Annotated in this window: 23 protein-coding genes; 6 read left to right on the plus strand and 17 right to left on the minus strand. The window is 62.1% G+C overall.

Annotation, left to right across the window (positions count from 1 at the left end):
- Positions 1–31 precede the first annotated feature (31 nt).
- The 4 genes from pssA to ASB58_RS16435 form a co-directional block, all read right to left on the minus strand.
- Positions 32–856, minus strand: coding sequence for a CDP-diacylglycerol--serine O-phosphatidyltransferase (gene pssA / locus ASB58_RS16420; RefSeq protein WP_083726749.1), 825 nt, complete (start codon positions 854–856; stop codon positions 32–34).
- A 126-nt stretch (positions 857–982) separates the two neighbouring features.
- Positions 983–2,044, minus strand: a complete 1,062-nt coding sequence (ilvC, locus tag ASB58_RS16425; RefSeq protein WP_268877919.1) for a ketol-acid reductoisomerase — start codon at positions 2,042–2,044, stop codon at positions 983–985.
- Between the two features lie 5 nt (positions 2,045–2,049).
- Positions 2,050–2,541, minus strand: a complete 492-nt coding sequence (ilvN, locus tag ASB58_RS16430; protein WP_096006057.1) for an acetolactate synthase small subunit — start codon at positions 2,539–2,541, stop codon at positions 2,050–2,052.
- Between the two features lies 1 nt (position 2,542).
- A complete protein-coding gene (locus ASB58_RS16435) occupies positions 2,543–4,273 on the minus strand; it encodes an acetolactate synthase 3 large subunit (protein WP_118131666.1) in 1,731 nt (576 codons plus the stop codon).
- Positions 4,274–4,684: 411 nt separating this feature from the next.
- On the opposite strand from ASB58_RS16435, the gene ASB58_RS16440 reads away from it, so the two are divergent.
- On the plus strand, positions 4,685–5,119 hold the full coding sequence (locus ASB58_RS16440; protein ID WP_118131667.1) for a DUF4124 domain-containing protein: 435 nt from the start codon (positions 4,685–4,687) through the stop codon (positions 5,117–5,119).
- A 27-nt stretch (positions 5,120–5,146) separates the two neighbouring features.
- Here ASB58_RS16440 and ASB58_RS16445 read toward each other — a convergent pair whose 3' ends face one another.
- The 3 genes from ASB58_RS16445 to mrcB are packed head-to-tail and all read right to left on the minus strand — an operon-like array spanning position 5,147 to position 8,526.
- A complete protein-coding gene (locus tag ASB58_RS16445; RefSeq protein WP_118131668.1) occupies positions 5,147–5,476 on the minus strand; it encodes a YqcC family protein in 330 nt (109 codons plus the stop codon).
- Complete coding sequence (locus ASB58_RS16450) at positions 5,473–6,141, minus strand: tetratricopeptide repeat protein (protein ID WP_118131669.1); 669 nt, start codon at positions 6,139–6,141, stop codon at positions 5,473–5,475. Before ASB58_RS16450 ends, ASB58_RS16445 begins: the two co-directional genes overlap by 4 nt.
- A 57-nt stretch (positions 6,142–6,198) precedes the next feature.
- Entirely contained in the window at positions 6,199–8,526 is a 2,328-nt protein-coding gene (gene mrcB, locus ASB58_RS16455; protein ID WP_096006061.1) for a penicillin-binding protein 1B, read from the minus strand.
- A 122-nt stretch (positions 8,527–8,648) separates the two neighbouring features.
- On the opposite strand from mrcB, the gene ASB58_RS16460 reads away from it, so the two are divergent.
- From ASB58_RS16460 to ASB58_RS16470, 3 genes are all read left to right on the plus strand, one after another.
- A complete protein-coding gene (locus tag ASB58_RS16460; protein ID WP_118131670.1) occupies positions 8,649–10,193 on the plus strand; it encodes a bifunctional aminoglycoside phosphotransferase/ATP-binding protein in 1,545 nt (514 codons plus the stop codon).
- A gap of 186 nt (positions 10,194–10,379) precedes the next feature.
- Positions 10,380–10,649, plus strand: a complete 270-nt coding sequence (locus ASB58_RS16465) for a TfoX/Sxy family protein (protein WP_096006063.1) — start codon at positions 10,380–10,382, stop codon at positions 10,647–10,649.
- A gap of 175 nt (positions 10,650–10,824) precedes the next feature.
- The gene (locus tag ASB58_RS16470; RefSeq protein WP_096006064.1) at positions 10,825–11,622 is read left to right on the plus strand and encodes a cyclic nucleotide-binding domain-containing protein; all 798 of its coding nucleotides are present in this window, start codon (positions 10,825–10,827) and stop codon (positions 11,620–11,622) included.
- 477 nt (positions 11,623–12,099) lie between these two features.
- Here the strand turns inward: ASB58_RS16470 and ASB58_RS16475 are convergent, their stop codons facing one another.
- Genes ASB58_RS16475 through ASB58_RS16485 form a run of 3 tightly spaced genes read right to left on the minus strand, consistent with a single transcriptional unit; the run spans position 12,100 to position 17,795 of the window.
- Positions 12,100–13,521 (minus strand): efflux transporter outer membrane subunit, encoded by a 1,422-nt coding sequence (locus ASB58_RS16475; protein WP_118131671.1) that lies wholly within the window; start codon positions 13,519–13,521, stop codon positions 12,100–12,102.
- Positions 13,518–16,655 (minus strand): efflux RND transporter permease subunit, encoded by a 3,138-nt coding sequence (locus tag ASB58_RS16480; protein ID WP_118131672.1) that lies wholly within the window; start codon positions 16,653–16,655, stop codon positions 13,518–13,520. The genes ASB58_RS16475 and ASB58_RS16480 overlap by 4 nt, the downstream gene beginning before the upstream one ends.
- A 12-nt stretch (positions 16,656–16,667) precedes the next feature.
- A complete protein-coding gene (locus tag ASB58_RS16485; RefSeq protein ID WP_118131673.1) occupies positions 16,668–17,795 on the minus strand; it encodes an efflux RND transporter periplasmic adaptor subunit in 1,128 nt (375 codons plus the stop codon).
- A gap of 197 nt (positions 17,796–17,992) precedes the next feature.
- On the opposite strand from ASB58_RS16485, the gene ASB58_RS16490 reads away from it, so the two are divergent.
- Positions 17,993–18,652 carry a TetR family transcriptional regulator gene (locus tag ASB58_RS16490; protein WP_096006068.1) on the plus strand — a complete coding sequence of 220 codons (660 nt, stop codon included), beginning with the start codon at positions 17,993–17,995 and terminating at the stop codon, positions 18,650–18,652.
- Here ASB58_RS16490 and ASB58_RS16495 read toward each other — a convergent pair.
- The 5 genes from ASB58_RS16495 to ASB58_RS16515 all read right to left on the minus strand — a co-directional run bounded on the left by ASB58_RS16495 (position 18,625) and on the right by ASB58_RS16515 (position 23,315).
- Positions 18,625–19,488 carry a ChaN family lipoprotein gene (locus tag ASB58_RS16495; protein WP_118131674.1) on the minus strand — a complete coding sequence of 288 codons (864 nt, stop codon included), beginning with the start codon at positions 19,486–19,488 and terminating at the stop codon, positions 18,625–18,627. The two genes, ASB58_RS16490 and ASB58_RS16495, sit on opposite strands and share 28 nt — an antisense overlap.
- A 7-nt stretch (positions 19,489–19,495) precedes the next feature.
- Positions 19,496–20,260, minus strand: a complete 765-nt coding sequence (locus tag ASB58_RS16500; RefSeq protein ID WP_118131675.1) for a heme ABC transporter ATP-binding protein — start codon at positions 20,258–20,260, stop codon at positions 19,496–19,498.
- Positions 20,260–21,303, minus strand: coding sequence for a FecCD family ABC transporter permease (locus ASB58_RS16505; RefSeq protein ID WP_118131676.1), 1,044 nt, complete (start codon positions 21,301–21,303; stop codon positions 20,260–20,262). The genes ASB58_RS16500 and ASB58_RS16505 overlap by 1 nt, the downstream gene beginning before the upstream one ends.
- A gap of 87 nt (positions 21,304–21,390) precedes the next feature.
- A complete protein-coding gene (locus ASB58_RS16510; protein ID WP_118131677.1) occupies positions 21,391–22,233 on the minus strand; it encodes a heme/hemin ABC transporter substrate-binding protein in 843 nt (280 codons plus the stop codon).
- A 20-nt stretch (positions 22,234–22,253) separates the two neighbouring features.
- Positions 22,254–23,315, minus strand: coding sequence for a hemin-degrading factor (locus ASB58_RS16515; protein WP_407920686.1), 1,062 nt, complete (start codon positions 23,313–23,315; stop codon positions 22,254–22,256).
- 258 nt (positions 23,316–23,573) lie between these two features.
- On the opposite strand from ASB58_RS16515, the gene ASB58_RS16520 reads away from it, so the two are divergent.
- Positions 23,574–23,915, plus strand: a complete 342-nt coding sequence (locus tag ASB58_RS16520; RefSeq protein WP_096006074.1) for a Rieske (2Fe-2S) protein — start codon at positions 23,574–23,576, stop codon at positions 23,913–23,915.
- On the opposite strand, the gene sfsA is transcribed toward ASB58_RS16520, so the two are convergent.
- Both sfsA and ASB58_RS16530 read right to left on the minus strand, forming a co-directional pair.
- On the minus strand, positions 23,905–24,612 hold the full coding sequence (sfsA, locus tag ASB58_RS16525) for a DNA/RNA nuclease SfsA (RefSeq protein ID WP_202974651.1): 708 nt from the start codon (positions 24,610–24,612) through the stop codon (positions 23,905–23,907). The two genes, ASB58_RS16520 and sfsA, sit on opposite strands and share 11 nt — an antisense overlap.
- Positions 24,612–25,793 (minus strand): pyridoxal phosphate-dependent aminotransferase, encoded by a 1,182-nt coding sequence (locus tag ASB58_RS16530; RefSeq protein WP_118131680.1) that lies wholly within the window; start codon positions 25,791–25,793, stop codon positions 24,612–24,614. The genes sfsA and ASB58_RS16530 overlap by 1 nt, the downstream gene beginning before the upstream one ends.
- Position 25,794 lies beyond the last annotated feature (1 nt).

A 25,794-nucleotide genomic window follows, 5' to 3' on the forward strand; every position in this document is an offset into this window, starting at 1 on the left:
TTTTCTTGCAGATTTATTACCCGCACCGAATTTACTCGGCTGCAGCCGGGCTTTTACGCCGCCGCCACAGGGCAAGCAACGGCCCGGACAGCGTGTAGCAGACAAAGATGGCCCAGAGGATCCGCGAGGGGTCCGACGAGATCACCGCAAACACCAGCACCACAACCAGAATGGCGAAGAACGGCACGCGCCCTTTGAAGTCCAGGTCCTTGAAGCTGTAATAACGTACGTTGCTGACCATCAGCAGGCCACCCAGCGCAGTCAGGATGCCAACCAGCAGCGCGATATTGCCGCCATCGATACCAAAGTCCGCGAGCGACCAGACCATGCCAGCAACCAGACCGGCACCAGACGGACTCGGCAAGCCGGTAAAGTAGCGCTTATCGTCATCACCAATATGCGTATTGAAGCGCGCCAGCCTGAGAGCGGCACCCGCGACGTAGATAAAAGCGAACACCCAACCGACCTTGCCCAGATCGGTCAACGCCCAGCTGAACACGACAACCGCCGGCGCAATGCCGAAAGCGACCATATCCGACAACGAGTCGTACTCGGCGCCGAATGCGCTCTGGGTATTGGTCAGGCGCGCGACGCGACCATCCAGGCCATCAAGCACCATGGCAATGAAAATGGCGACCGCCGCATGGGTAAAGTTGCCATCCATTGCACTGACAATGGCGTAGAAGCCGGAAAACAGCGCCGCCGTGGTAAACAGGTTGGGCAGCAGGTAGATGCCTTTGTGGCGGACCTTGTTGCCATCCGGCCCGGGCACTTCCTCAACGTGCTCGTCAATCGGCAGCAGGGTATGTGCGCCCTCTGCGTCGGTGTCCTTCGGGGTATTCTGATGCTCTGTCATAGGGTTACCTTGCAACAATGCCGGGCCCAACAGTGTGGCAAGTTGGCGGGCAAATGACCAGCCAGCTCAACCTCGAGGCATAAAAAAACGCGGCTGGAAGCCGCGTTTTCTTCAAGCTCAATCGACTCAGTTCTTGGACTTGTCGACGATCTTGTTGGAAGCAATCCACGGCATCATGCCACGCAGCTTCTCACCTACCTGCTCGATCGGGTGCGCGGCGTTGTTACGACGGGCAGCGGTCATGGACGGGTAGTTGTGTGCGCCTTCAGCGATAAACATCTTGGCGTATTCACCGCTCTGGATGCGCTTGAGGGCATTGCGCATAGCTGCACGGGACTCATCGTTGATGACTTCCGGGCCAGTCACGTACTCACCATACTCGGCGTTGTTGGAGATGGAGTAGTTCATGTTGGCGATGCCGCCTTCGTACATCAGGTCGACGATCAGCTTCAGCTCGTGCAGACACTCGAAGTAAGCCATTTCCGGCGCATAACCTGCTTCGGTCAGGGTTTCGAAGCCGGCCTTGACCAGTTCAACCGCACCACCACACAGAACAGCCTGCTCGCCGAACAGGTCGGTTTCAGTCTCATCCTTGAAGGTGGTTTCGATGATGCCGGTACGACCGCCGCCCACGCCGCTGGCGTAGGACAGGGCAACGTTCTTGGCATTGCCGGACGCGTCCTGGAAGATCGCGATCAGGTCGGGGATACCGCCGCCCTTGACGAACTCGGAGCGCACAGTGTGGCCCGGCGCCTTGGGAGCGATCATGATGACGTCCAGATCGGCGCGCGGCACGATCTGGTTGTAGTGGATGGCGAAACCGTGCGCAAACGCCAGCGTAGCGCCCTGCTTCAGGTTCGGCTCGATCTCACCCTTGTACAGTTGAGACTGGAACTCGTCCGGGGTCAGGATCATGACCACGTCGGCAGCTGCTACAGCGGCCGGTACATCGCTGACTTTCAGGCCGTGTGCTTCGGCCTTGGCGATGGAGCTGGAACCAGGACGCAGACCGACAGTCACGTCTACACCGGAATCTTTCAGGTTGCAGGCGTGGGCATGGCCCTGCGAACCGTAACCGATGATGGCAACCTTCTTGCCCTGGATGATGCTCAGATCACAATCTTTATCGTAATAGACTTGCATGAAGTTCCCCTGCTTACTTGTGCGGACCGCCTGGCCCGCGACCAATTAGTTTAGATACTCAAAACCTTTTCACCGCGGGCAATGCCCGACACACCGGTACGTACCACTTCGAGCACCGAGGTCGGCCCAACGGCCTCTATGAAGCTGTTCAGCTTGTCGCTGGTGCCAGTCAGCTGCACGGTATAGACGCTTGCCGATACATCCACGATCTGCCCGCGGAAGATGTCGGTAGTGCGCTTGACCTCTGCGCGCTGGGCGCCAGTGGCCTTGACCTTGATCAGCATCAGCTCGCGCTCGATGTGAGCACCCTCAGACAGATTGACCAGTTTGACTACCTCAATCAGCTTGTTGAGGTTTTTGGTGATCTGCTCGATCACCTCATCCTGACCAACCGTGGTAAGCGTCAGACGCGACAATGTCGGATCCTCGGTCGGTGCCACTGTCAGGGTCTCGATATTGTAATTGCGCTGCGAGAACAGCCCAACCACCCGAGACAACGCGCCCGGTTCGTTTTCCAGAAGAACGGAAATGATATGTCTCATGTCAGGTGCGCTCCGTTTTGCTCAGCCACATATCTCGCATCGCACCACCACGAATCTGCATCGGGTATACGTGCTCGCTGGTATCCACCGCGATATCGAGGAACACCAGGCGATCCTTCATCGCAAAGGCTTCGGCCATCTTGCTCTTGAGTTCCTTGGGATCGGTGATACGGATACCGACATGACCATAGGCCTCGGCCAGCTTGACGAAGTCCGGCAGCGACTCCATGTAGGAGTGCGAGTAGCGGCTGTTGTACTGCATGTCCTGCCATTGGCGAACCATGCCCAGCGCACCGTTATTCAGGTTGACGATCTTCACCGGCATGTCGTACTGCAGGCAGGTAGAAAGCTCCTGAATGTTCATCTGAATACTGCCTTCACCGGTGACACAGGCAACCGTTGCGTCCGGGAAGTTCTGTTGTACGCCCATGGCCGCCGGAAAACCGAAGCCCATGGTGCCCAGGCCGCCGGAGTTGATCCAGCGATTGGGCTTGTCGAAGCGGTAGTACTGGGCTGCAAACATCTGGTGCTGCCCAACGTCGGAGGTAATGAAGGCGTCGCCACCTGTCACTTCCCACAGCGCCTCGATAACCGCCTGCGGCTTGATGATGCTGCCGTCGCCCTTGTCGTAAGGGAACAGGTCACCATCACCGCGCCATTCGTCGATCTGCTTCCACCAGGAGGCCTGGGTATCGGCATCCGGGCTCTCGCCCATCTCCTTATAGATAGCAAGCATGTCTGTCAGCACGCTTTCAACCGGACCAACAATCGGAATATCGGCCTTAACAGTCTTGGAAATGGACGCCGGATCGATATCGATATGGATGACCTTGGCATTCGGACAGAACTTGCTGGCGTCGTCGCCATTGATGACGCGGTCGTCAAAGCGCGCACCGACGGCCAGGATCACGTCCGCGTGATGCATGGTCAGGTTGGCGGTGTAGCTGCCGTGCATACCCAGCATGCCGACGAACTGACGATCGGTACCCGGATACGCGCCCAGACCCATCAAGGTGTTGGTCACAGGCAGATTGAGCGCGCGAGCCAGCTCGGTCAGCGGGCGCGAGGCACCACCGAGAATGACGCCACCACCGGAGTACATGACCGGACGCTTGGCTTCCAGCAGCATCTCTACCGCTTTGCGGATCTGCCCGGAATGACCACGGGTAGCCGGGTTGTAGGAGCGCAGCTTGACCTTCTTCGGGTAGCTGTACTCGAACTTGTCGGCCGGGTTGGTCATGTCCTTGGGAATATCGATCACAACCGGACCCGGACGGCCGCTCTGCGCCAGATAGAAGGCTTTCTTGATGATCTCGGGAATCTCGCGCGGGTCCTTGACCATAAAGCTGTGCTTCACGATGGGACGGGAAACGCCGACCATGTCGGTTTCCTGGAAGGCATCGGAGCCGACCATGTTGCTCACAACCTGGCCGGAAATCACGACCATCGGGATCGAGTCCATATACGCCGTCGCAATACCGGTCACGGTATTGGTCGCGCCGGGACCGGAGGTCACCAGCACCACACCCGGCTTGCCGGTGGCACGCGCGTAGCCGTCTGCCATGTGGGCAGCAGCCTGCTCGTGACGGACCAGAATATGCTCTACGTCGTCTTGCCGGAAAATGGCATCGTAGATATGCAGAAGGGCACCGCCCGGATACCCGTAAATATATTTAACACCCTCGTCACGCAATGAGCGGACGACCATCTCAGCGCCGGATAAAAGCTCCACTTTAGAATCACCTCTAGCTTGCCACCCACCAGCGGCGGGCAGCAGGGTACCTGTTTACTGCTCGGCAGCGCAGAACAACGGTGGTTGTGCTGCATCAGCTTGACTACGTGCTTGGAGGCCGGCTCCTACTGTTGCGGAGTAGCCTCACCCAGCGCGAGGTAGCGCGTGCGGGTGCCAGGCCGGGCGTTGACGGGTTTCGTCTCCCGGAATGAGCAACAAAACCGCGTGCGTCGATGCGGGGTGAGCACCGATTGCAGCGGTTTATGAGAACCTCGAATTGTTTACACTCGAGACTGACAAGTCAAGCCAAGTTGCAGAAAACCCCTACCAAGGGATATACCTGTGCTACAGGCGCGCTATCGCACTTCAGAGTCGCGCCCGCTCACCGTGACAGAACAAGGAAGAAACGCCATGCGCAAGATCGTCATTTCCGCCGCCCTGAGCCTGGTTTGCACCAGCGCCATGGCCACCCAGCTGTACCGTTGGGTGGATGAAAACGGCGTCACCCAGTTCAGCCAGCAGCCGCCTGCCGAAGACCAGTATCAACGCCTGCAGGTCAAGCCGGCCCCGGAGCTCGGAACCGGCAGCCTCGCGCCCGCCCCCGACGCCTCTGCCGAGGAGCAGACCGAGGCAACTGAGCCAGCCGCGGCCCCGCAGCCGACGCCGGAGCAGCAGGCTAAGCTGGCCGAGCAGTGCGACGCGCTGCGCGCCAACCTGACCACCATGCAGAACAACCCGCGCCTGCGTCGTACGCTGGAGGACGGGACAGTAGAGCGAATTGGTGAAGATGAGCGCCAGGCGATGATTGCCAAGGCACAGGCAGATCTGCAGGAGCACTGCCAGTAAGCATCAACGGGGCGTTGCGCCCCATTGTCAATCGACCAACGTGCTGGCGTGTCGATCAATGCGTGCCAGCACCGCCAGCAAATCTACCTGGCGACGACCCAGGTGCACAAAGGCCTGCTCCCCCATCGGCCGCAGCGCACAGGGACCGGGCAATGGCGCCCCGGTTGCCAGCAACTGCTCAACCTGCGGGATAAACACCCACTGCAACCACTGCTCAAAGGCAAGGGTGTCAGCGCAGAACGGGAGCTGACTGGCGAGCTGCTCTGCCGACGGCGACTCCAACGACCATAGCCCCCACCGGCGCAACTCGCCTTCAAGGTCCTGCAAGGCAGCGGCAAGCGCCGCCGAGCCGCTCACAAGGAAACGCGTGCCCGCTGGCGCGCCTGCTCGGCACCCGCCGCATCGCCCTGCTGTTCGCGTGCCTGCGCGACCAACTCCCACAAACCGGCCTGCAAAGACGGACGGCCCGAGGCATAGGCCAAGCCACGGCGCGCCAGCTGCTCGGCTTGCGCTGCATCACCCTGGCTCAAACGTACCTGCGCCAGACGGTACAACACCTGCGGCTCACGCGGCGCGATGCGCATGGCGCGCTCCAGGCTGGCGTTGGCGCCATTGAGGTCACCATTGCTTTCCTGCTGACGCGCCGTGGTCAGCAAGGCCAGCACCGGTCCGTCGAGCTGCTCATCGGCCTGCAGTGCTCCGTTAGAGGAGCCGGGGCCGGAGCCGACAGCCGGCGACGAGGTGATACCACCACTGGAAATCGAGGGCTGGTTATCCAGCGGGTAGGACTGCACCGCACTGGAGCCGCCCTGCCCGTCCGGCACCATGACCACCACGCCGCTGTCCTGCTGCGTCGCCGGGGCTTGCGGTGTCGAGGTGCCCACACGTCCGGCACCGGTCCGCATGTCCTCATTGGAGACCGGGCGACCGGAATCCACTACCGGAATCGCGCCGCCGGAGCCTGCGCAACCCGACAGCACGGCGATCACGGCGCCCAGCAGCGCGACTTGTCTGATGCCCATCTGTTCAATCCTCTCTCATCCGTTATGCGACGAAGGCGACAGCATACTGGCAGCGCCTCAGCGCAGCCAGTCGCGAATGGTGTCGAGCACCCGATTGGCGCCGTCGCGAATCACTTCGGTGTCGATCACCGGCTTGCAACCGGGCCCCGGCAGCGGCTCATAGCCAGCCCGGAACGGGATCTCGACACTGCCCTCGCAGGATGGATCGCTGCCAAGGCCGGTCAGCGGATCGGCCCAGGCGGTGACAATCTCCGCCGGCGGCACGTCGGCCAGACTTTGCGGATGCGCTGCGCCCATAAAGCCGTTCCAGACCTGCAACGCACCGGTAGCGCCGGTCAGGCGAGTGCGGTCGTTATCGTCACGTCCGACCCAGGCCACGGCGACCAGGTCATCCGAGAAGCCGGCGAACCAGCTGTCACGCAGATCGTTGGTGGTCCCGGTCTTGCCGGCCAGGCGAATATTTGAAGACACATGGTTATAGGCCGAGCGGCCGGTCCCCTCGGTCATCACATGGGTCATCGCCTGCTGAGTCAGGTAGATGGTCGCCGAATCAAAGCGCTGACGAACCTCAAACGGATAGCGCTTGAGCGGTTCGCCCTGCGCCGTCAACACGTTGCGAATGGCGCGCAGTGGCGTATTGAAGCCGCCATTGGCAATGGTCTGGTACATGTCAGCCACCTGCATTGGCGTCATCGCACCCGAGCCCAGCAGCATCGCCGGGTAAGCGGGCCAGTCATGATCAACACCCAGCCGGCGTACCGTATTCAGCACGCTATCAACGCCCACTTCCGTGCCCAGTCGCACCGCAGCCTGGTTATAGGACTTGGCCAGCGCCAGGTACAGCGGCACCCGCCCGTGGCTTTGACGATCATAGTTCTGCGGCGACCAGGTCTTGCCGGGCTCTGCCTCCAGAGTGATCGGGTCATCATCAATCGGCGTAATCAGCGAGTAGCGCTCCGGTTTCTCCAGCGCCGTCAGGTAGATCGCCGGCTTGATCAGCGAGCCAATCGGCCGCGATGCATCCAGCGCGCGGTTGAAGCCGGAGAAGCGCGGATTGGCGCCACCCACGACCGCCAGCACTTCGCCGGTCTGCGCGCCCGTCACCACCATGGCGGCCTCCAGCGGCTTCTTGTCCGGGGTCTCGCCAAAGCGTTTGAGCGTACCCTGCACTGCGGTTTCAGCCTTGTGCTGCAGCAATGGGTCAAAGCTGGTGAAAATCCGCAGCCCTTCGCTGGTCAGATCCTCGTCGCGGTAATCGGCACGCAGCTGACGCTTGACCAGATCCATGAACGCCGGGTAGCTGGTGTTGGCCAGGCTGCCGCCCTGGGTCACGTCCAGCGGCTTGTTCTTGGCGTCGGTGGCCTCTTGCTGGCTGATCATGCCCTGCTCGGCCATCAGATCCAACACCAGATTGCGGCGCGTGGTGGCTCGTTCAGGGTTGCGACGCGGGTTGTAGTAGGAAGCGCCCTTGACCATGCCGACCAGCAGAGCCACCTGGTGCAGCTGCAGCTCCTGCAGCGGCTGGGCAAAGTAATACTGACTGGCCAGGCCAAAACCGTGCACTGCGCGATTGCCGTCCTGGCCGAGGAAGACCTCGTTGAGGTAGGCCTCGAGAATCTCTTCCTTGCTGTAATGCAGCTCCAGCAGCACCGCCATCATGGCCTCAAGGCCCTTGCGGATAATGTTGCGATCAGCCGTCAGGTAAAAGTTCTTCACCAACTGCTGGGTCAGGGTACTGCCGCCCTGACGCAAACTGCCGGTGGTCAGGTTGACGAACATCGCGCGGGCGATGCCTTTGGGCGACACGCCAAAGTGCTGAAAGAACTCGCGGTCTTCCACTGCCACCAGTGAATCCACCAGGTAAGGAGGAGCCTGATCCAGACGAATCAGAATACGGTCCTCGTTGTGCGCGGGGTAAATGCCCCCGATCATCAGCGGCTCGAGCCGCGCCATGATCAGGTCCTGCGCACCACTGATGCTAGCAACCCGGTTGCCGTCGAAGCGCACACTGACGCGCTGGGCGCGCTCAGCACCTTCAAAAAACTGGAAGCCACGCGTGTAGACGTCGATGCGGCTGCCTCCCACGGCCATCTGCCCTGGCCCGTTGGCCGCGTTGCTCTGCCGATAGCCCAGCGCCTTCAACTCCGTGAGAAAGTCGTCGCGGCTCAAAGGGCGGCCGGCGTACAGCTCCAGCGGACGCGCAAACACCTTGGCCGGCACGGCCCAGCGCTTGCCGGAAAACTTCTCCTGTACGATAGCGTCGAGATAAACCGCCAGCGCTCCTACCAGCACCAGGCCAACCAGCCCGAGCTTGAGCAGCCAGCCCCAGATGCGACTGCGACCACGGGACTTTCCCTTGCCCCGCGACTTGCGTTTGTTAGCCATGTTTCCTCACGTCGTTACCCTTCTGATGCCGGCATGCACTCACGCACGGCCCTTTGCTACGGTTGGCCTGTGACCCGCCAGACCGCATAATGTTCGCATTGCCGACCAAACAAGGAAACGTCGTGAGCCTGACCCTGTTAACTGCGCTGCAGAACCCTGACCTGTATGACCACCCGGTAAGCGGTTTTACTCTGATCGAAACCCATATTTCCTGGGTGCTGCTGACCGGCGACTATGTGTACAAGGTCAAGAAACCGGTCAACTTCGGCTTTCTCGACTATTCCTCGCTGGAACAGCGCCAGCATTTCTGCCAGGAAGAAGTTCGCCTGAACCGCCGCCTGGCACCCGAGCTGTACCTGGATGTCATCACTGTCACCGGCAGCGCCGAGGCGCCCGTGCTGGGCGGCGACGGCCCAGCCATCGAATACCTGGTCAAGACCCGCCAGTTCCGGCAGCAGGATCTGCTCGGCAACCTGCAGCGCGATGGCGGCCTCACCGCCGGCCACATTGACGAGTTGGCCGGCGTGCTGGCCCGCTTCCACGGCCAGATCGAGCATGCCGGTCTCAATACGCCGTTCGGTACACCGCAGCAAGTACATGCCCCAGTCACCCAGAACTTCGAGCAGATTCGGCCGTTTCTGAGCGGCGCAAGCGACCTGCAACAGCTCGACGCCCTGGAACAGTGGGCGAATACTACCCACCAACGGCTGATTCCCCAAATCAATGAACGCAAGGCCGCCGGCCTGATCCGCGAATGCCATGGCGATATCTACCTGGATAACGTCACCTTGGTTGACGGTCAGGTGACCCTGTTCGACTGCATCGAGTTCAACGACGCCTTCCGCTGGACCGATGTCATGGCCGACGTCGCCTTCATGAGCATGGACCTGGAAGATCGCGGCCTGCATGCCCTGTCCCGCCGCTTTGTCAGCGCCTATCTGGAGCACACTGGCGACTATCAGGGCCTCGCTGTTCTCAACTACTACAAGGCCTACCGCGCCATGGTACGCGCCAAGGTAGCGCTGTTCGGCCTGAACGAGCAGATGAGCGCCGAACAGCGCGCCAGCGTCATGCAGCGCTACTACGGTTACGCGGCACTGGCCGAAAGCTACACCGAGGTGGCGCCGCGCTTTGGCCTGCTGACCTTTGGCGTGTCCGGCAGCGGCAAGAGCACGCTGGCGGTCAAACTGGTCGAGCAGCTGGGCGCTATTCGCCTGCGCTCGGACGTTGAGCGCAAGCGCCTGTTCGGCAGCGACGACAATCCCAGCCTGGACTCCGGCCTGTATGCACCCGAGCGCAGCGAACAAACCTACCAGCGCTTGGCCTGTCTGGCCGCGCAAACCCTGGCCAACGGCTACCCGGTGATCGTCGACGCCACGCACCTCAAGCAGGCCCAGCGCCAGCTGATGCGCGATGCCATCGAAGATCAGGGCGCGCCCTGCCTGATCCTGCACTGCGACGCCCCCCAGGCCAGTATCGAGCGGTGGCTGAGCGAGCGCCAGCAAGCCGGCACAGACATCTCGGATGCAGGTATCGAGGTTATGCGCCATCAACTGCAGGAGATGGAGCCGCTGGACGCCGATGAGGCCGCCCTCAGCATCCGCGTGGACACGGCCAGCGAAACAGCCATGAGCGACCTGTCGGAGCAGCTGAAAAAGCGCCTGTAGGCCGCGCCAGACGGGCGCTGTACGGATACGGCAGCGCCTACTACACTGGTGGTCGGGACACCAATAACAACAGCAGACCCGACGCCATGCCGCACACAGACCTGCGCCCGATCGCACGAACGGGCCCCGCGCAGCCACCTGCCCACCTGCCAACATGCACCCTGCAGCCATCAGGAGGAGCCCGGCATGGAGCCAGATGAGCTACTCGGCCTACGCAACCTGGGCAAAACCTCCAGCCAGTGGCTGCATGCCACCGGCATCCACACCCCTGAACAACTCCGCCAGCTTGGCCCCGTCGAGGCTTACCGCGCCGTACGTGCGCGCGGCTTCAACGCCTCCAAGGCGCTACTTTTTGCGATCGCCGGCGCACTCCAGGACACCCATTGGAAAGACCTTGACCCCGCCTACAAGCAAAAGCTGCTGGAGCAACTTCTGCAGTCCGGCAGGCGAGATTAAGCGACCTGGCTCACACAGCCGCAGCCACTCGCTTGCCTGCGTTGCAGACAGGCTTTTATGTTGACGACAGCCTGCCCCGCTGAGGTAATGTAAGCCGATACCTGCCGCACCGGCGCAGACGGTACTCCATGCCAACCCTGCAGTAGGTCAGGACTACAAAAAAAGGAATTCTGCCATGTATCTGATAGGCGACCAGCCACCTTACGCCGAGAAGCTGATCAACACGCTTCAGAGCATCCCTCAGCAACTGCTCGAGGATCTCGAACCCTGCGACGCCGCCATTGAGCTGGATGCAGTGGCCGATCTTTACAACCATATCAGCCCCGCTCGCCTGTATTTGCTCAAAAGTGGCCTGCTGCACGCCCAGATTGACGGCAAGCCGCTGTTTTACATCCAGGAAGGTGACCTGATCGGCCTGCGCCAGGGCCTGAACGCGGCGCCCTGCACCTACCTCAGTGAAGAGCCGCTGGTGCTGATTCCCTATGACCGTGAAGCGCTGTTCAAGCACATCCATTCCGACAGCCGCAAGCAGGAACAGTTTACCCAGTACATTCTCGGCCAGGCCGCGCTGATGTCGGATGCTCTGGCGCACACCAAACAACCGGAAGTCCGTCCGGTGACCGGCTTCCAGCACTTTGCCCCCGGTGCCGAGCTGATCCGTCAGGGCGACGACGCCGATCACGTTTTCATTATTACCGAAGGACACGCCGAAGCCTTTGTTGAAGGTATCAAGGTTGGCGATGTGCAGAAGGACGAGATCTTCGGTGCCATGGCTCTGTTCACCCGTGAGAAGCGCTCAGCGACCGTCATCGCCAGCGTGCCGACCACGGTGATGATGATTCCCAAGGAACAATTTCTCGCGCTGATGCAAAGCAACCCGCGGATCGCTCATAGCCTGATTGAAAGCATGGCGCGCCGCATTGACCTGATGAACAAGGAACTAACCCACTACAAGCAGCTGAACGAAAAATAATTCAACAAAGGGGTTGACCCGCTAATGATAAGCGTTATCATTAGCAACAAGTCATCGCGAGATGGCTGTTGATAACAGATTGTCGCGAGACAAACGGTTATCTCCTCATCAGGCTAATCACGGATTTTTGCCCGCTCATTGAGCGGGCATTTTTTTGCCTGCAACAGGCACGCTCCGCTCCCGAGTCCCACTTCGCGGCCGAAAATGTCTAGGCGTTCTCATTCCGTCGCGCACCAAATAAAAATAATTCCCATTTGCTATTGACGCAAAAATGATAACCGCTATCATTAGCAACAAGTCATCGCGAGATGGCTTCGGATAACAGCTTGTCGCAAGACAAACGGTTATCTCCTCATCAGGCTAATCACGGATTTCGCCCGCTCAATGAGCGGGCATTTTTTTGCCCGACAAAAACGTGACCAACAAAAAACGCCGCAGCGGTTACCCGCTGCGGCGTTCTGTACATCAGCTGCAAGGTCAGGCTTCAGGAGCCTCCCGGCGCCCTGCAGTCTGATTGGCAAAATCACCGCCACCCAGCGCACGGTACAGCGTGATCTCGCTCAGCAGCTGGCTCAGGCGATCAGAGATGACCCCCTGACGCGCCTCGAACAACTGCCGCTGCGCGTCCAGCAGCGTCAGATAGCTATCGACACCGATGTTGTAGCGCCGGTCAGCCAGGCGGAAGTAGTCCTCCGAGGCCTCCAGCAGCGCACGTTGCGCGTTCAACTGCTCGACATAGGTCTCGCGTGCCTCCAGGCCGTCTGCCACTTCCCGGAAGGCGTTCTGAATGACTCCTTCGTACTGGGCAATTTGCTGATTGCGGCTGATCTCGGCATAGTCCAGGCTCGCCTTGAGCGCCCCGGCGCGGAAGATCGGCACGCTGATGCTCGGCGAGAACGTCCAGTACTCCGAACCACTGCCGAACAGCTCATCAAGGTCGCTGCTGGCACTACCGGCCGCACCGGTCAGGCTGATGCTCGGGAAGAAGGCAGCTTTGGCCGCGCCGATACTGGCGTTGACACCCAGCAGCTGATGCTCGGCCTGCAGCACGTCCGGACGCTGATACAGCACCTCGGACGACAGACCGACCGGCAGCTCGGCCAGCACGTCCTCATCCAGCAACATCGGATTAGCCGCCGTCGCCGACCAGGGCTGACCGACCAGAACGGTCAGCGCGTTACGATCCTGAGCCACCTGACGACGATAGCGCGCCAGACTCGCTCGGGCAGATTCAACCGCCGTGCGGGCCTGGGCCAGTTCCAGACTGGAAGCGACGCCCACCTCGTTACTGCGCTTGGTCAGCGCGTAGCTTTCTTCGTAGGTCTTCAGGGTGTCGGCGGTCATATCCAGCAAGGCCTGGTCCGCCTGAAGCGTCAGATAGGTACTGGCAACATCGGCGACCAGACTGATCTGCACCCCACGACGGGCCTCGTCGCTGGCAAGAAAGTCCTGCAGCGCCTGCTCGCGCAGGCTACGAATACGACCAAACAGGTCCAGCTCCCAGGACAGGCCGAGGGTCGCTGAGTACTGGCTGTTAATCGTGCTGTCACCACCATTGGACAAATCCGCCGGCATCCGGGTGCGGGTGCCGTTGCCGTTGACATCCACCTGCGGATACAACTCGGCGCCCTGAATGTCGTACAGCGCGCGGTTGGCCTCCACGTTCAATGCCGCCACGCGCAGATCACGGTTGTTCTCCAGGGCCTGACCAATCAAGCGCTGCAGCTCCGGATCCTTGAAGAAGCTGCGCCAGCTGATCACGTGGGTTTCCTGCAGGTTGCTTTCAACACCCTCAGTCCAATTGGCGGGCACCGGCGCCGCTGGGCGCTCGTATTCGGGGATCAGCGAGCAGCCGCTAAGCGCTGCCAATACCGCCAGGCTCAATACGCTGCGTTTCACTGTGCGTCCTCCGTCGTTGTTGCTTTCGCGCCTTTGCGCTCGGTAAACAGGGTAGTCACCAGTACATAGAACAGCGGCACCCAGAATATCGCCAGCACCGTGGCGCTCAGCATGCCGCCGATAACGCCGGTACCAATGGCGTGGGAGCTGCCAGCCCCCGCACCGGAGGCCAGAGCCAGCGGCACCACACCCAGGGTAAAGGCCAGCGAGGTCATGATGATCGGGCGCAGACGCAGGCGGCAGGCTTCCACCGCTGCCTCGACGATGCCCATGCCCTCTTCGTGCAGGTCCTTGGCAAACTCCACAATCAGGATCGCGTTCTTCGCCGTCAGGCCGATCGTCGTCAACAGGCCAACCTGGAAGAAGACGTCGTTGGATAGCCCGCGCCCCAAGGTGGCCAGCAGCGCACCAATCACACCCAGCGGCACTACCAGCATCACCGCCATCGGGATCGACCAGCTCTCATACAATGCCGCCAGACAGAGGAAGACCACGATCAGCGACAGGGCGTAGAGCGCGGGTGCCTGGTCACCTGACAAGCGTTCCTCGTAAGACAGCCCGGTCCAGGAGACACCAATGCCTTTCGGCAGTTGCTGCGCCAGCTTCTCGATCTCGGCCATGGCGTCACCAGTGCTATAGCCCGGCGCCGGTTCGCCCTGGATCTCCATCGCCGGCACGCCGTTGTAGCGCGACAGCTTGGGTGAGCCGTACACCCACTCGCCGGTGGCAAAGGCGCTGAACGGCACCATCTCGCCGCTGCTGTTACGCACGTACCACTTCTGCAGGTCCTCGGGGTTCATCCGCGATTCAGCCTGACCTTGCATATAGACCTTCTTCACCCGGCCACGGTCGATGAAGTCATTGACGTAGCTGGAGCCCCAGGCAATCGACAGCGTCTGGTTGATGTCGCTCAGCGACAGCCCAAGCGCACTGGCCTTTTCATCGTCGACCAGCAGCTGGAATTGCGGCTGGTCATCCTGGCCGTTGGGACGCACGTTGGCCAGTATGTCGCTTTGCGCAGACATACCGAGCAACTGATTACGCGCCTGCATCAGCGTGTCGTGGCCAACCCCAGCATTATCCTGCAGGAACAGGTTGAAACCGGTGGCCGTACCCAGCTCCATCACGGCGGGCGGGGCAAAGGCAAACACCATCGCATCAAGGAAGCCGGCGAAGTGCTGTTGCGCCCGCTGTTGCAGGGCAAACACACTTAGCTCAGGCGCCTGACGCTCTTCCCATGGCTTCAGGCCAACAAACGCCAGGCCCGCACTCTGACCACGGCCAGCAAAGTTGAAACCGGTGACCGTGAATACCGAACTGACCGTGTCGGATTCCTGCTCCAGCAGGTAGGTACGCATGGCATCAACCGTCTGCTGAGTACGCTCAGCACTCGAGCCAACCGGCGCCTGGACCTGCACGTACAACACGCCCTGGTCTTCATCTGGCAGGAAGGAGGTGGGCAGACGGGTAAACAGGAAGGCCATCAAGCCAACAATCACCACGTAGAGCAGCAGATAAGGCGCTTTGCGCTGCAGAATGGAAGCGACGCTGTTTTCGTAGCGCTTCACCCCGCGATCAAAGGTCCTGTTGAACCAGCCGAAGAAGCCGCGCTTCTCGTGTGTGTGGCCTTTCTCAATCGGCTTGAGAATGGTGGCACAGAGCGCCGGCGTGAAGATCAATGCCACCAGCACCGACAACAACATGGCCGAGGCGATGGTGATGGAGAACTGCCGGTAGATGACCCCGGTCGAGCCACCAAAGAAGGCCATCGGCAGGAATACTGCCGACAGCACCAGACCGATGCCGATCAACGCGCCCTGAATCTGCCCCATCGAGCGCCGGGTTGCTTCCAGTGGCGACAGTCCCTCCTCGGCCATCACCCGCTCGACGTTTTCGACCACGACAATCGCATCGTCCACCAAGAGCCCGATGGCCAGCACCATGGCAAACATGGTCAGGATGTTGATACTGAAACCAAAGGCCGACAGCAGGCCGAAGGTGCCCAGCAGAACCACCGGCACAGCCAGGGTCGGAATCAGCGTGGCACGGAAGTTCTGCAGGAACAGGTACATCACCAGAAAGACCAGCACGACCGCTTCAAACAGCGTGTGCACCACGCCCATGATGGACTCGGAGACCACCGGTGAGGTGTCATAAGGGAAAACCACCTTCATCCCCTCGGGGAAGAAGGGTTCCAGCTCGGCAATGGTTTCACGCACACCGCGCGCGGTGTCCAGTGCGTTGGCGCCCGTCGCCAGCTTGATCGCCATGCCCGATGCCGGCATGCCGTTATACAGGGCAGAGATGCTGGCGTCCTGCGCGCCCAGCTCGACCTGAGCGACGTCACCCAGGCGGACCTGGGAGCCATCGGCCTCGACCTTCAGCAAAATCTCGCGAAACTGCTCGGGGGTCTGCAGCCGGGTCTTGCTGAGGATGGTTGCGTTGAGCTGCTGGCCGGGTACTGCCGGCAAGCCACCAAATTGACCGGCAGACACCTGAACGTTCTGCGCCTGAATGGCGGCGCTGATGTCGCCGGGGGTCAGCTTGAAGCTGTTCAGCTTGGCCGGATCCAGCCAGATACGCATCGCGTAAGGCGCACCGAACACCTGAAAGTCGCCGACACCCTGAGTCCGCGAGATCGGGTCCTGGATGTTGGAAACGATGTAGTCGGCCAGGTCGAAACGGTCCATGCTGCCGTCTTCGGACACCACACCGATGACCATCAGGAAGTTACGCACCGCCTTGGTCACGCGGATACCCTGTTGCTGCACCTCTTGCGGCAGCAGTGGCGTAGCCAGCTGCAGTTTATTCTGCACCTGCACCTGGGCGATGTCCGGGTCAACGCCCTGATCAAAGGTAACCGTGATGCTCATGCTGCCGTCAGAGTTACTCTCCGACGAGATATAACGCAGACCGTCAATACCGTTGAGCTGCTGCTCAATGACCTGCACCACCGTGTCCTGCACGGTCTGCGCAGACGCACCCGGGTAGGAAACCGAAATACCAACGGCCGGCGGCGCGATGCTGGGGTACTGGTTGATAGGCAGCTTGAGGATGGCCAGACCACCCGCCAGCATGATGACCAGCGCGATCACCCAGGCGAAGATCGGCCGGTCAATAAAGAAGCGCGACATAAATAAGATTCCTTACTGGGCGGCGGGCTCGGCAACATTGCCGGCGGGCTCAACATTCACGCTGACACCCGCGCGGACGTATTGCAGCCCTTCAGTGATAAGACGGTCACCCTCGTTCAGGCCGGAGCGAATCAGCCAGCGATTGCCGACCGTGCGCTCGGTCACCACGTCACGGCTCTCCACCTTGTCTTCGTCGTTGACTACCAGCGCTGTCGCGTTACCACGCGGTGTACGGGTAATACCCTGCTGCGGCGCTAAAATGGCATCGCTCTTGGACCCGGCCACCAGTTCGGCATGCACAAACATGCCCGGCAGCAACAGGCGATCCGGGTTGGGGAATACCGCCCGCAAGGTCACCGAACCCGTGCCCTCGTCCACACTCACCTCGGAGAACTCCAGCTTGCCCTGCTCGCTGTAGGTACTGCCGTCTTCCAGCGTCAGGGTCACTGCGGCGGCGTTGTCGCCGGCTTTCTGCAGACGTCCGGCCTCCAGATCGCGGCGCAGGTTCAGCATTTCGCGGGAGGACTGGGTAATGTCAACGTAGATGGGGTCGAGCTGCTGAATGGTCGCTAGCTGCTGGCTCTGGCCGCTGGTCACCAGCGCACCTTCACTGACAGCAGACCGGCCAATGCGGCCGCTGATCGGCGCCAGCACCTTGGTGTAACGCACATTGATGCGCGCCTCGTCCAAGGCTGCCTGAGCCTGCAGGCCGGCTGCACGCGCCTCGTCATACTCCTGCTGACTGACGGCGTTTTCCTTGACCAGGATGCCGTAGCGCTCTGCCAGCGAGCGGGTAGAGATGCTGCTGGCCTCCGCGCTCTTGAGGGCCGCCTGATAGACATCGTCGTCAATCTGGTAAAGCTGCTGCCCTTCTTCGACCTCTGCGCCCTCTTCAAACAGACGCTTCTCCAGGATGCCGTTGACCTGTGGACGCACTTCGGCGATGCGGTAGGCCGTGGTGCGGCCCGGCAGGTCGTTGGTCAGCAGGAAGTGCTCGGCCTTGAGCGTCACCACGCCCACAGTCGGAGTTTGCTGTTGCTGCTGTTGCTCGGCCTGCTGTTCCGACTCCTGACAGGCACCGAGCAGCAGAGTAGAGACAAGGAGCGGGAGCAGCGCGAGGCGCGCGGGCTTCATCGGCATGGAAAGACCTCGTGGGGAAACCGGTTATGACTGACTGTTTTCATATGCCCCCGGGATCACGCAGAGGCACGAGTGATTGGCGCACAATATAATTACATTCACACCTGTTTGTAAATCAATTTGGTCCTACGCTAACATTAGCTCACAACTTGATCCCGGGCAGGCCGCCAAAGGCCTCCCACCCTGTGAGATTCGCCATGGTAAGACGCACCAAAGAAGAAGCCTTTGAAACCCGTGAAAGCATTCTCGACGCTGCCGAGCAGTGCTTTCATGCCAAAGGCGTCTCGCGCACCTCTCTGAGCGATATTGCCCAGGCGGCCGGCGTCACCCGTGGCGCCATCTACTGGCACTTTCATGACAAGGCTGACCTGCTGGATGCTCTGTTTCAGCGCATTCAGATGCCACTGGAAGAGCTCAGCCAGAAAAGCCAGGATGCCAGCGCCAGCGACCCGCTGGAACGCTTCAGCAAACTGCTGATCACCGTGCTCCAGCGGCTGGAGGCCGATCCGTCTGCACGGCGGGTCAACGAAATTCTGCTGCTCAAGTGTGACTATATTGAGGAGCCCTGCGGACAGCAGAGTCACCTGCAACGAATGAGCCAGCACCACGACGACAACCTGCGCAACACCCTGCACCTGGCCATCGCCTCCGGTGAATTACCTGCGGACCTCGACCTGGAGCTGGCCCTGTTCTGCGCGCACGGATTCATCTACGGCGTACTGCATCAGTGGTTGATGCACCCGACGCGCCTGAGCCTGGTCGAGCGGGCCCATGAGGTTGCCGCCACCTTGCTGGACATGCTGCGCAACAGCCCGCACCTGCGCAGTGCTCAATCAGACTCCCAGTCGGCGCAATAATCTCGCTCGGGCGTCGCCGGGGTCAGCCAGAGGTAGTCGGTTTGCTGCGCTCCCGGCAGGGCGCCTGCGCTCCCCCCCTGCAGCTGCACAATCACCGGCGCTGCCGAGGCTTGTGGCCAGTGCACCGGCATCCCCAGATCACGCCGGGCGTGATAATTACCGGCCAGCAACAGTGCTGGCGTCGGAGCGTTCGCCAGGGCCGCTGCCATGGCTTGGTCTCGCGCCTGCTGAATCGCCAGCATGGCGGTTACCTGTTGCTCGTCGATACGGCCGCAATGGCTGGCTTCAATCGTATCGCGCAGCCGCCGCAAGGCCTCGGCACTGTAGCGCGGCGACAGTGGCGGCGGGCGGCGATACAGCGCCATCATGGTATCGCCGTCCAGATTGGCTGCCAGCAGCTGCGCCGGGACATCCAGCCCCCAGCGCACCAGCGGGCCGTACATCGCCCAGTCCCAGCCGGGCTGCCAGTCCAGCTGCTCCTGCAGGGCAGCATCCCCAGGTAACGATGTGCCTTTCAGCGCCGCCACCCTGGCCTGCTGGGCCGGCTGCAGCATTTCCAGCAATAGCGACCGCTGCGGCCGGGCTGCCTGCAGGCGCTGCAGCAGCCACAGCTGCAAAGCGTGATGATCGGGATTATCGTGCTGCTCACCAACCACCACGTAGGGAGCAGGGGCAAGCCGCTCGACCAGCGCCTGCGGCGTGATCCAGCGCTGCTCGGCGGTCACCCAGACCTGACCCAGATGCGGGTCGGCCAGCCCTTCTGAGCCCTGCCAAGACGGCAAAGAGGCACCACACGCCGACAAGCTCAGCAGCAACACCAGCAACATCGGTTTCATGACAATCTCAACTCAATACCAGCGGACAATCGTGCAGCGGATGCGGCTGCACCCTGACCGGCACCTTGAAGACCTGCTCCAGCCGCTCGACCTGCAACACCTCCCAGGGCGAGCCTTGGGCGCACACCCGCCCCTCATGCAACAACAGCAAGCGATCAGCGTAACGCGCGGCCAGATTCAGGTCGTGCAGCACCACCAGCACCGCCAACCCGCGGGCGGCCATCTCGCGCGCCTGTTGCAGGGTCAGATGCTGGTGGGCCAGGTCAAGCGAGGCGGTCGGCTCGTCCAGCAGCAGACAACCCTGCTCGGCGCTGTCCCACACCTGCGCCAGCACCCGCGCCAGGTGTACGCGCTGACGCTCGCCGCCAGACAGCGACAAGTAGCTGCGCGCAGCCAGGTGACTGACATCCGCCGCCGCCATAGCCTCGCGCAGAATCTCGGCATCGCGCCGTTGACCGCTGGCGTGGGGCATGCGCCCCATGGCCACCACTTCCTCGACCTGAAAGGCAAAAGCCAATACCGAACTCTGCGGTAACACCGCCATACGCCGCGCGCGCTCCTGCGCCGACCAGCTTGCCAACGGGCGCTGATCCAGCAACACCTGCCCGGCGCTGGGCACCAGCTCACCGGTCAGGGTCGCCAGCAGGGTACTCTTGCCCGCACCGTTAGTACCCAACACCACCAGCACCTCACCCGGCTCAAGTGCCAGCTCGACCTGCTCCAGAATACGACGATGCTCACGCTGGCAGCACAACTGCAATGCCTGCAACATCACAGACCTCCCCGGCGCTGCATGCGCATCAGCAAGGCGATAAAGAAAGGGGCGCCCAGCAGCGCGGTGAGAATGCCCAGCGGCAGCTCTGCCGGCGCCACCAGCAGACGCGCCGCCACGTCCGCCAGCAGCAGCAAGGCGGCGCCGAGCAACATGCAGGCGGGTAACAACTGGCGATGGTCCGGGCCCAGCATCAGACGCACCAGATGCGGCACCACCAGCCCGACAAAGCCGATCAACCCCGCCGCCGCCACCGCCGCGCCGACCCCGAGCGCGGTCAGCAGCACCAGCTCACGCTTGACGCGCTCAACCTCAACTCCAAGGTGGCGCGCCTCGGACTCCCCCAGCAACAGCGCATTCAGTGCCCGGGCCTGGCGCGGAAGACGCCACCAGACCAGGCCGCAACACAGCACCAGCATGCCGACCCGGTCGTAACTGGCGGCACCCAGACTCCCCAGATTCCAGAAGGTCAGCGCGCGCAGCATGGCGTCGTCGGCAATGTAGGTCAGCAAGCCCACCACCGCGGCACTGAGCGCAGCAATCGCCACGCCAGCCAGCAACATGCTGGCCATGGAAACACCCTGCGCCGAGCTGCCCAGGCGGTAGACCAGCCAGGTTGTCAGTAACGCCCCGGCGAAGGCACCCGCAGCCTGGGTATAGGGCGTCAGCGCCGCCGGTAACGCGGCCAGCCAGACCCCACCCAACACAATCACCATCGCCGCCCCCAGGGCAGCGCCGCTGGAGACACCAATTAGTGCCGGATCAGCCAGCGGATTGCGAAACAGGCCCTGCATGGCGGCGCCCGTCAGCGCCAGGGTTGCGCCAATCAGGATGCCCATCAGCGTTCGCGGCAGGCGAATATGCTCAACGATCAACTGGGTGTCCGCAGCCACCGGCCAGCCGGTAATCGGACGCAGCAAGGCGCTGATCGCGTCAGTGAAAGGAATGGATACCGGCCCCAGGGCCAGCGACAGCACGATGGCCAGCAGCAACAGCAGGCCGAGCGACAAGAGGATGGTGCGTTTTACTGCCGGTACTGACATGGGAATCCTATTCAGACACGACCGGGCTTGAAGAACAACAACGCGTCACCGCAGCAAAGACGCTGGCGCGTTGCACTGTCGCCTGCGCTACTGGTCAGCCGCAGTTTCACGCAGCTCGCGCAGCGTCGGCGCGATCTGCGGGCTAAAGCCACCGACCAACAGACTGTCATCAATGTCGATAACCTGCTGCGCCAAACCTGCCGGTGTCGCCGCCAGCGCCGGCTGCTGGCTCAGCAAGCCGTCAACACCGCCGACCATCTCCAACCCCTTGGTGGTCGTCAGAATCCACTGCGGTGCCAGGCTCAGCAACGACTCGGCCGACAGCACACGATACTGCGCAAAGCTGTCAGCGGCCGGGTTACTCATGCCGCCAAGGCGAATCAGGCTATCGCCGACCGTACCCTCACCCGCCACCAGCATGCCGTTGGCGCTGTGGGTCAGGACAAAGATCGCGGGCGGCGCTGGCTCTGGCGATGCCGGCAAGGCAGCGATGTCCGCCTGAATGCGCTGGGTCAGATCCGCTGCCTGCGCGCCCTGTCCAAAACGCTCGCCGACGGCGGCGATATTGGCGTAGAGCGTCTCAAGGCTGGGGCTGGCGCTAAGGACCACCACATCAACCCCAGCCTCGCGCAACTGCGCGAGCACGGGCGGCGGGCCCATTTCCTCGGTGCCCAGCAATACGTCCGGCTCGAGCGACAGCACGCCCTCGGCGCTGAGCTGACGCTGATAACCCACATTCGGCAATCCGCGCTCCTCAAGCAGCGGCACGCTGGTGCTGTCGATACCGACCACCTGATCACCAAGGCCAAGCTCCTGCACGATGGCCGTGACACTCGCACCGGCGGTTACCACCCGCAACGGCTCGGCCGCCATCGACCAGGTGCTGCCCAACAGCAACACCCAGAGGCAACGCTGCATCCACACTTTCATCACCCTCTCCTTATTCCGTATCAACGCGCCGGCTGACGTTCTACCAGCGCACGCCACCAGCTCTGTTCGGGCTGCCCCGGCTTGCGCTCACCGAACAGCTGAATAACCAGTTCACCCTGGCGGTCATAGGCTTCCACCGAGGTGACCATACCATCTGCGGTGGGTTTACGTACCCGCCAGACAGAGGCCAGATCCGTCTCGCGCAGATGCAGACTGAAGTCCGGGTCCAGCACATTGAACCACTCACCCAGCCGCCCCACCCGCTGTACCGGGCCGGTATGAATCTGGATGCAGCCATGGTTGCCGACGAAGACCATAATCGACTGGCCGCAGGCGGCCACCTGCTCCAGCGTGTCGGTCAACGCTGCCTCCGGCAGCCGCTGAGCCCACTGCTCACCCGCCAGCCGCAAGGCCTGCAGACGGTCGACACCGTGGCGTCTAAGCAGTGCCACAAAATGATGGGTATCCTGCAGCGCGGCCCAATCAGCCTGCAGGGCTGGCTCGTCCACCGCCACGTCGTCGAGCAGGCCCTGCTCGGGCGGCCGCGGCGAAATGGTCAACGGCTCAAGCGACTCGTCAATGAGGCTGTCGCATAGATCGAACCAAGCGGCCGCGTTGCTGTGCTCGGTCAGATAGATCTTGTGCACGGCCACGCCCTGACGATCAAAGATCTGCAGACTGCGACGCATGTTGCCGTCTCTCTGCGGCTCGCTGACAGCAAACAGGCTGGACCACTCACGCATGAAGAAGCGCAGATCGATCGCGCCGTTGACCACCAGCCCAAGCCGGCCGCTGCCGCCGATGCTGATGTTGTCGTACAGGCCATGACACTCGTGTACGCAAGACGCGTTACGCGTTAGCGCCATGACCTGCCCGAGTCCCTTCAAGCCATGCAGCAGTGCCTGCCAGTCCGACCGCAGACGCTGCACGCCACGCCCCAGCGAGGCATAGACCAGCTCGGCCTCGCTGACATTAAGCAGCGCCGCGCCGTCGCGTATGCGCAGCCCCGGCTGGCTCTGACGCAAATGCTGCCAGGCGCCCAGCAGATCGGCACCGGCAAATACCGGGATTGGCTGTTGCATCGTCATAACCGCACCTCCCCTGTCATCAATGCGTCCTGCGGCAGCGCTGGCGCGACCGGTGCAAAACCTATTGCTGTGCTGCTCAGACGCCTCAGGTGCGGCCTTTCAACCGCACTACCAAATCAAACAATAATCATTCTCATCTGATGCGGCGATTATGGGCTAACCAAAGCGCTTGTGGCAAGTACGCTAGTGATGCGAGCACACAGGTCCGAGCAAGGGCTGGCCATTCCCTGCCAGCCCGGCCGATAATGCGCCATGCCCAACAACACTCCCCCCTCCCCCCTGTGCCTGCTCAGCGATCTGCCCATACGCGGCAGCAAGGGCGTGCAGCACGACGGTCGTCATCTCATGGTGGTGCGCCAGGGCGCGCAGGTGCATGTTTACGAGAATCGCTGCCCGCATCGGGGCATACCGCTGGAGTGGGTGCCGGATCAGTTCCTGGACCAGTCCGGCCGACTGATCCAGTGCGCCAGCCACGGCGCGCTCTTTCTGCCCGAGTCGGGCGAGTGCATCGCCGGCCCGTGTGTTGGCCAGTCGCTGCGTGCCTTTGCCTGTGAAGTGCGTGAAGGAGGGATTTACCTGACGTCTACAGACTGACCGGCAGGGCGCCGCGCACCCGCAGCCCCTCAGGCTCCGGCCAGACCGACCAGGCCAGCACCTCTACCCCCGCAGCCGCAGCCTCGCGCAACAGCCGCCCATACTCCGGGTCGATTTCATCGGCGGGCCGTACCTGGCTGATGCCCGAGTGCATGACGCAGAACAGCAGGCAGGCCCGGCGCCCACCGCGTACCACCTCGATCAGCTCGCGCAGGTGCTTCTGACCTCGCTGGCTTACCGCGTCGGGAAAGGCACCGACGCCCTCTCCCAGCGCCAGCGTGACGCTTTTGACTTCAACCACGCAATCCGGCTGCTCAGCGCCGGACAACAGAAAGTCAAAGCGGCTGGCCAGGTCTGGCAGTTTTACCTCCGCCCGCTGCTGCGGATAGTCCGCCAGCGGTGTGATCCTGCCCTCGGCCAGCGCGGCGCCTATCACCCGGTTAGCACGGGCGCTGTGAATGCAGGCCAGCTGTCCTGGCGCCACCTCAACCAGCTCCCAGGTACCGGGCAGCTTACGCCCGGGCTTGTGCTCCAGGCTGACCCAGACGCGATCACCCGGCTGCCCGCAGTGACGCATCGAGCCGGTATTGGGGCAGTGCACGGTCAGCTCCTGACCGCCTGGCAGACGGATATCGGTGAGAAACCGCTTGTAGCGGCGCAGCAGCACCGCTTCCTGCAAGGCCGGCGCAAAAGGGATCAACATGTCGGAGACCAACTGCCCAATGCCCGCTGCAGACGCTCGACTGCCTGTTCCAGGCGCTCCAGCGATGTCGTGTAGGCCAGGCGCAGATGCTGATCGGCGCGGTGTTGCCCAAAATCCAGCCCCGGCGTCAGGGCAACAAACTCACGCTCGATGACATGCTGACAAAAGGCCGCGCTATCGCCGCCCAACACCTGCATGTCAGCGTATAGATAGAAGGCCCCCTCGGGAGTGACGGGCACCGAAAAGCCCAACTCGCGTACCGCTGGCAGCAGGAAATCGCGGCGCACCTGAAAGGCACGCCGGCGCAGTTCACAGATCTCCCGACTCTGTTCGCTGAACGCAGCCAGCGCCGCCTGCTGAGCCATGTGCGGCGCGCAGATATAGAGGTTTTGCGCCAGCTTCTCCAGCGCCGGTACCGCGTCTTTGGGCGCCACCAGCCAGCCCAGGCGCCAGCCGGTCATGCCAAAGTATTTGGAGAAGCTGTTGAGAACAAAGGCGTCGTCTGCGATCTCCAGCACCGAGGGCGCCTCCAGGCCATAGGTCAGGCCGTGATAGATCTCATCGACAATCAGTTGACCACCCAGACGCCGACAGCAGCTCGCCAGCGCCTGCAGTTCGGCGCGTGACAGCAAGGTGCCGGTCGGGTTGGCCGGTGAGGCCGCGAGCACACCAACGCAATCAGCGTCCCAGTATTGCTCGATCAGCTCCGGCGTCAGTTGGTAACGCGTCTCGGGACCGGTCGGCACCAGCACCGCGCGCCCTTCGACCAGCCTCAAAAAATGCCGATTGCACGGGTAAGCCGGGTCAGCCATGAGTATCTTCTTGCCCGGCTCGACCAGCAGTGCACTGACCAATAACAAAGCCGCCGAGCCGCCCGGCGTGACCACCACGCGCTCCGGGTCGAGCGCCAGGCCGTGGCGCTCGGCGTAGAGCCCTGCAATAGCCTCGCGCAGCGCCGGCAACCCCAATGCCGGCGTGTAGCCCGTGCAGCCATCAGCCAGCGCCCGCTGGCCGGCCTGAATGATCGGCCCCGGGGTGGTGAAGTCCGGCTCGCCAATCTCCATATGAATGACATCGCGCCCGGCGGCCTCCAGTGCCCTGGCCCTCGCCAGCACGGCCATGACATGAAAGGGTTGGATATCCTGCACCCGCTTGGTCCAGCGTTGCTGCGCCATG

This window comes from Pseudomonas abyssi, from assembly GCF_003444685.1.
GTDB lineage: Bacteria > Pseudomonadota > Gammaproteobacteria > Pseudomonadales > Pseudomonadaceae > Halopseudomonas > Halopseudomonas abyssi.

Bases quoted from the DNA above. Each gene is read 5' to 3' on its own strand.
- pssA (WP_083726749.1), bottom strand. From the start codon at position 856: ATGACAGAGCATCAGAATACCCCGAAGGACACCGACGCAGAGGGCGCA.
- ilvN (WP_096006057.1), bottom strand. From the start codon at position 2,541: ATGAGACATATCATTTCCGTTCTTCTGGAAAACGAACCGGGCGCGTTG.
- ASB58_RS16440 (WP_118131667.1), top strand. From the start codon at position 4,685: ATGCGCAAGATCGTCATTTCCGCCGCCCTGAGCCTGGTTTGCACCAGC.
- ASB58_RS16450 (WP_118131669.1), bottom strand. From the start codon at position 6,141: ATGGGCATCAGACAAGTCGCGCTGCTGGGCGCCGTGATCGCCGTGCTG.
- mrcB (WP_096006061.1), bottom strand. From the start codon at position 8,526: ATGGCTAACAAACGCAAGTCGCGGGGCAAGGGAAAGTCCCGTGGTCGC.
- ASB58_RS16465 (WP_096006063.1), top strand. From the start codon at position 10,380: ATGGAGCCAGATGAGCTACTCGGCCTACGCAACCTGGGCAAAACCTCC.
- ASB58_RS16470 (WP_096006064.1), top strand. From the start codon at position 10,825: ATGTATCTGATAGGCGACCAGCCACCTTACGCCGAGAAGCTGATCAAC.
- ASB58_RS16480 (WP_118131672.1), bottom strand. From the start codon at position 16,655: ATGTCGCGCTTCTTTATTGACCGGCCGATCTTCGCCTGGGTGATCGCG.
- ASB58_RS16485 (WP_118131673.1), bottom strand. From the start codon at position 17,795: ATGCCGATGAAGCCCGCGCGCCTCGCGCTGCTCCCGCTCCTTGTCTCT.
- ASB58_RS16490 (WP_096006068.1), top strand. From the start codon at position 17,993: ATGGTAAGACGCACCAAAGAAGAAGCCTTTGAAACCCGTGAAAGCATT.
- ASB58_RS16495 (WP_118131674.1), bottom strand. From the start codon at position 19,488: ATGAAACCGATGTTGCTGGTGTTGCTGCTGAGCTTGTCGGCGTGTGGT.
- ASB58_RS16500 (WP_118131675.1), bottom strand. From the start codon at position 20,260: ATGTTGCAGGCATTGCAGTTGTGCTGCCAGCGTGAGCATCGTCGTATT.
- ASB58_RS16505 (WP_118131676.1), bottom strand. From the start codon at position 21,303: ATGTCAGTACCGGCAGTAAAACGCACCATCCTCTTGTCGCTCGGCCTG.
- ASB58_RS16510 (WP_118131677.1), bottom strand. From the start codon at position 22,233: ATGAAAGTGTGGATGCAGCGTTGCCTCTGGGTGTTGCTGTTGGGCAGC.
- ASB58_RS16515 (WP_407920686.1), bottom strand. From the start codon at position 23,315: ATGCAACAGCCAATCCCGGTATTTGCCGGTGCCGATCTGCTGGGCGCC.
- ASB58_RS16520 (WP_096006074.1), top strand. From the start codon at position 23,574: ATGCCCAACAACACTCCCCCCTCCCCCCTGTGCCTGCTCAGCGATCTG.
- ASB58_RS16530 (WP_118131680.1), bottom strand. From the start codon at position 25,793: ATGGCGCAGCAACGCTGGACCAAGCGGGTGCAGGATATCCAACCCTTT.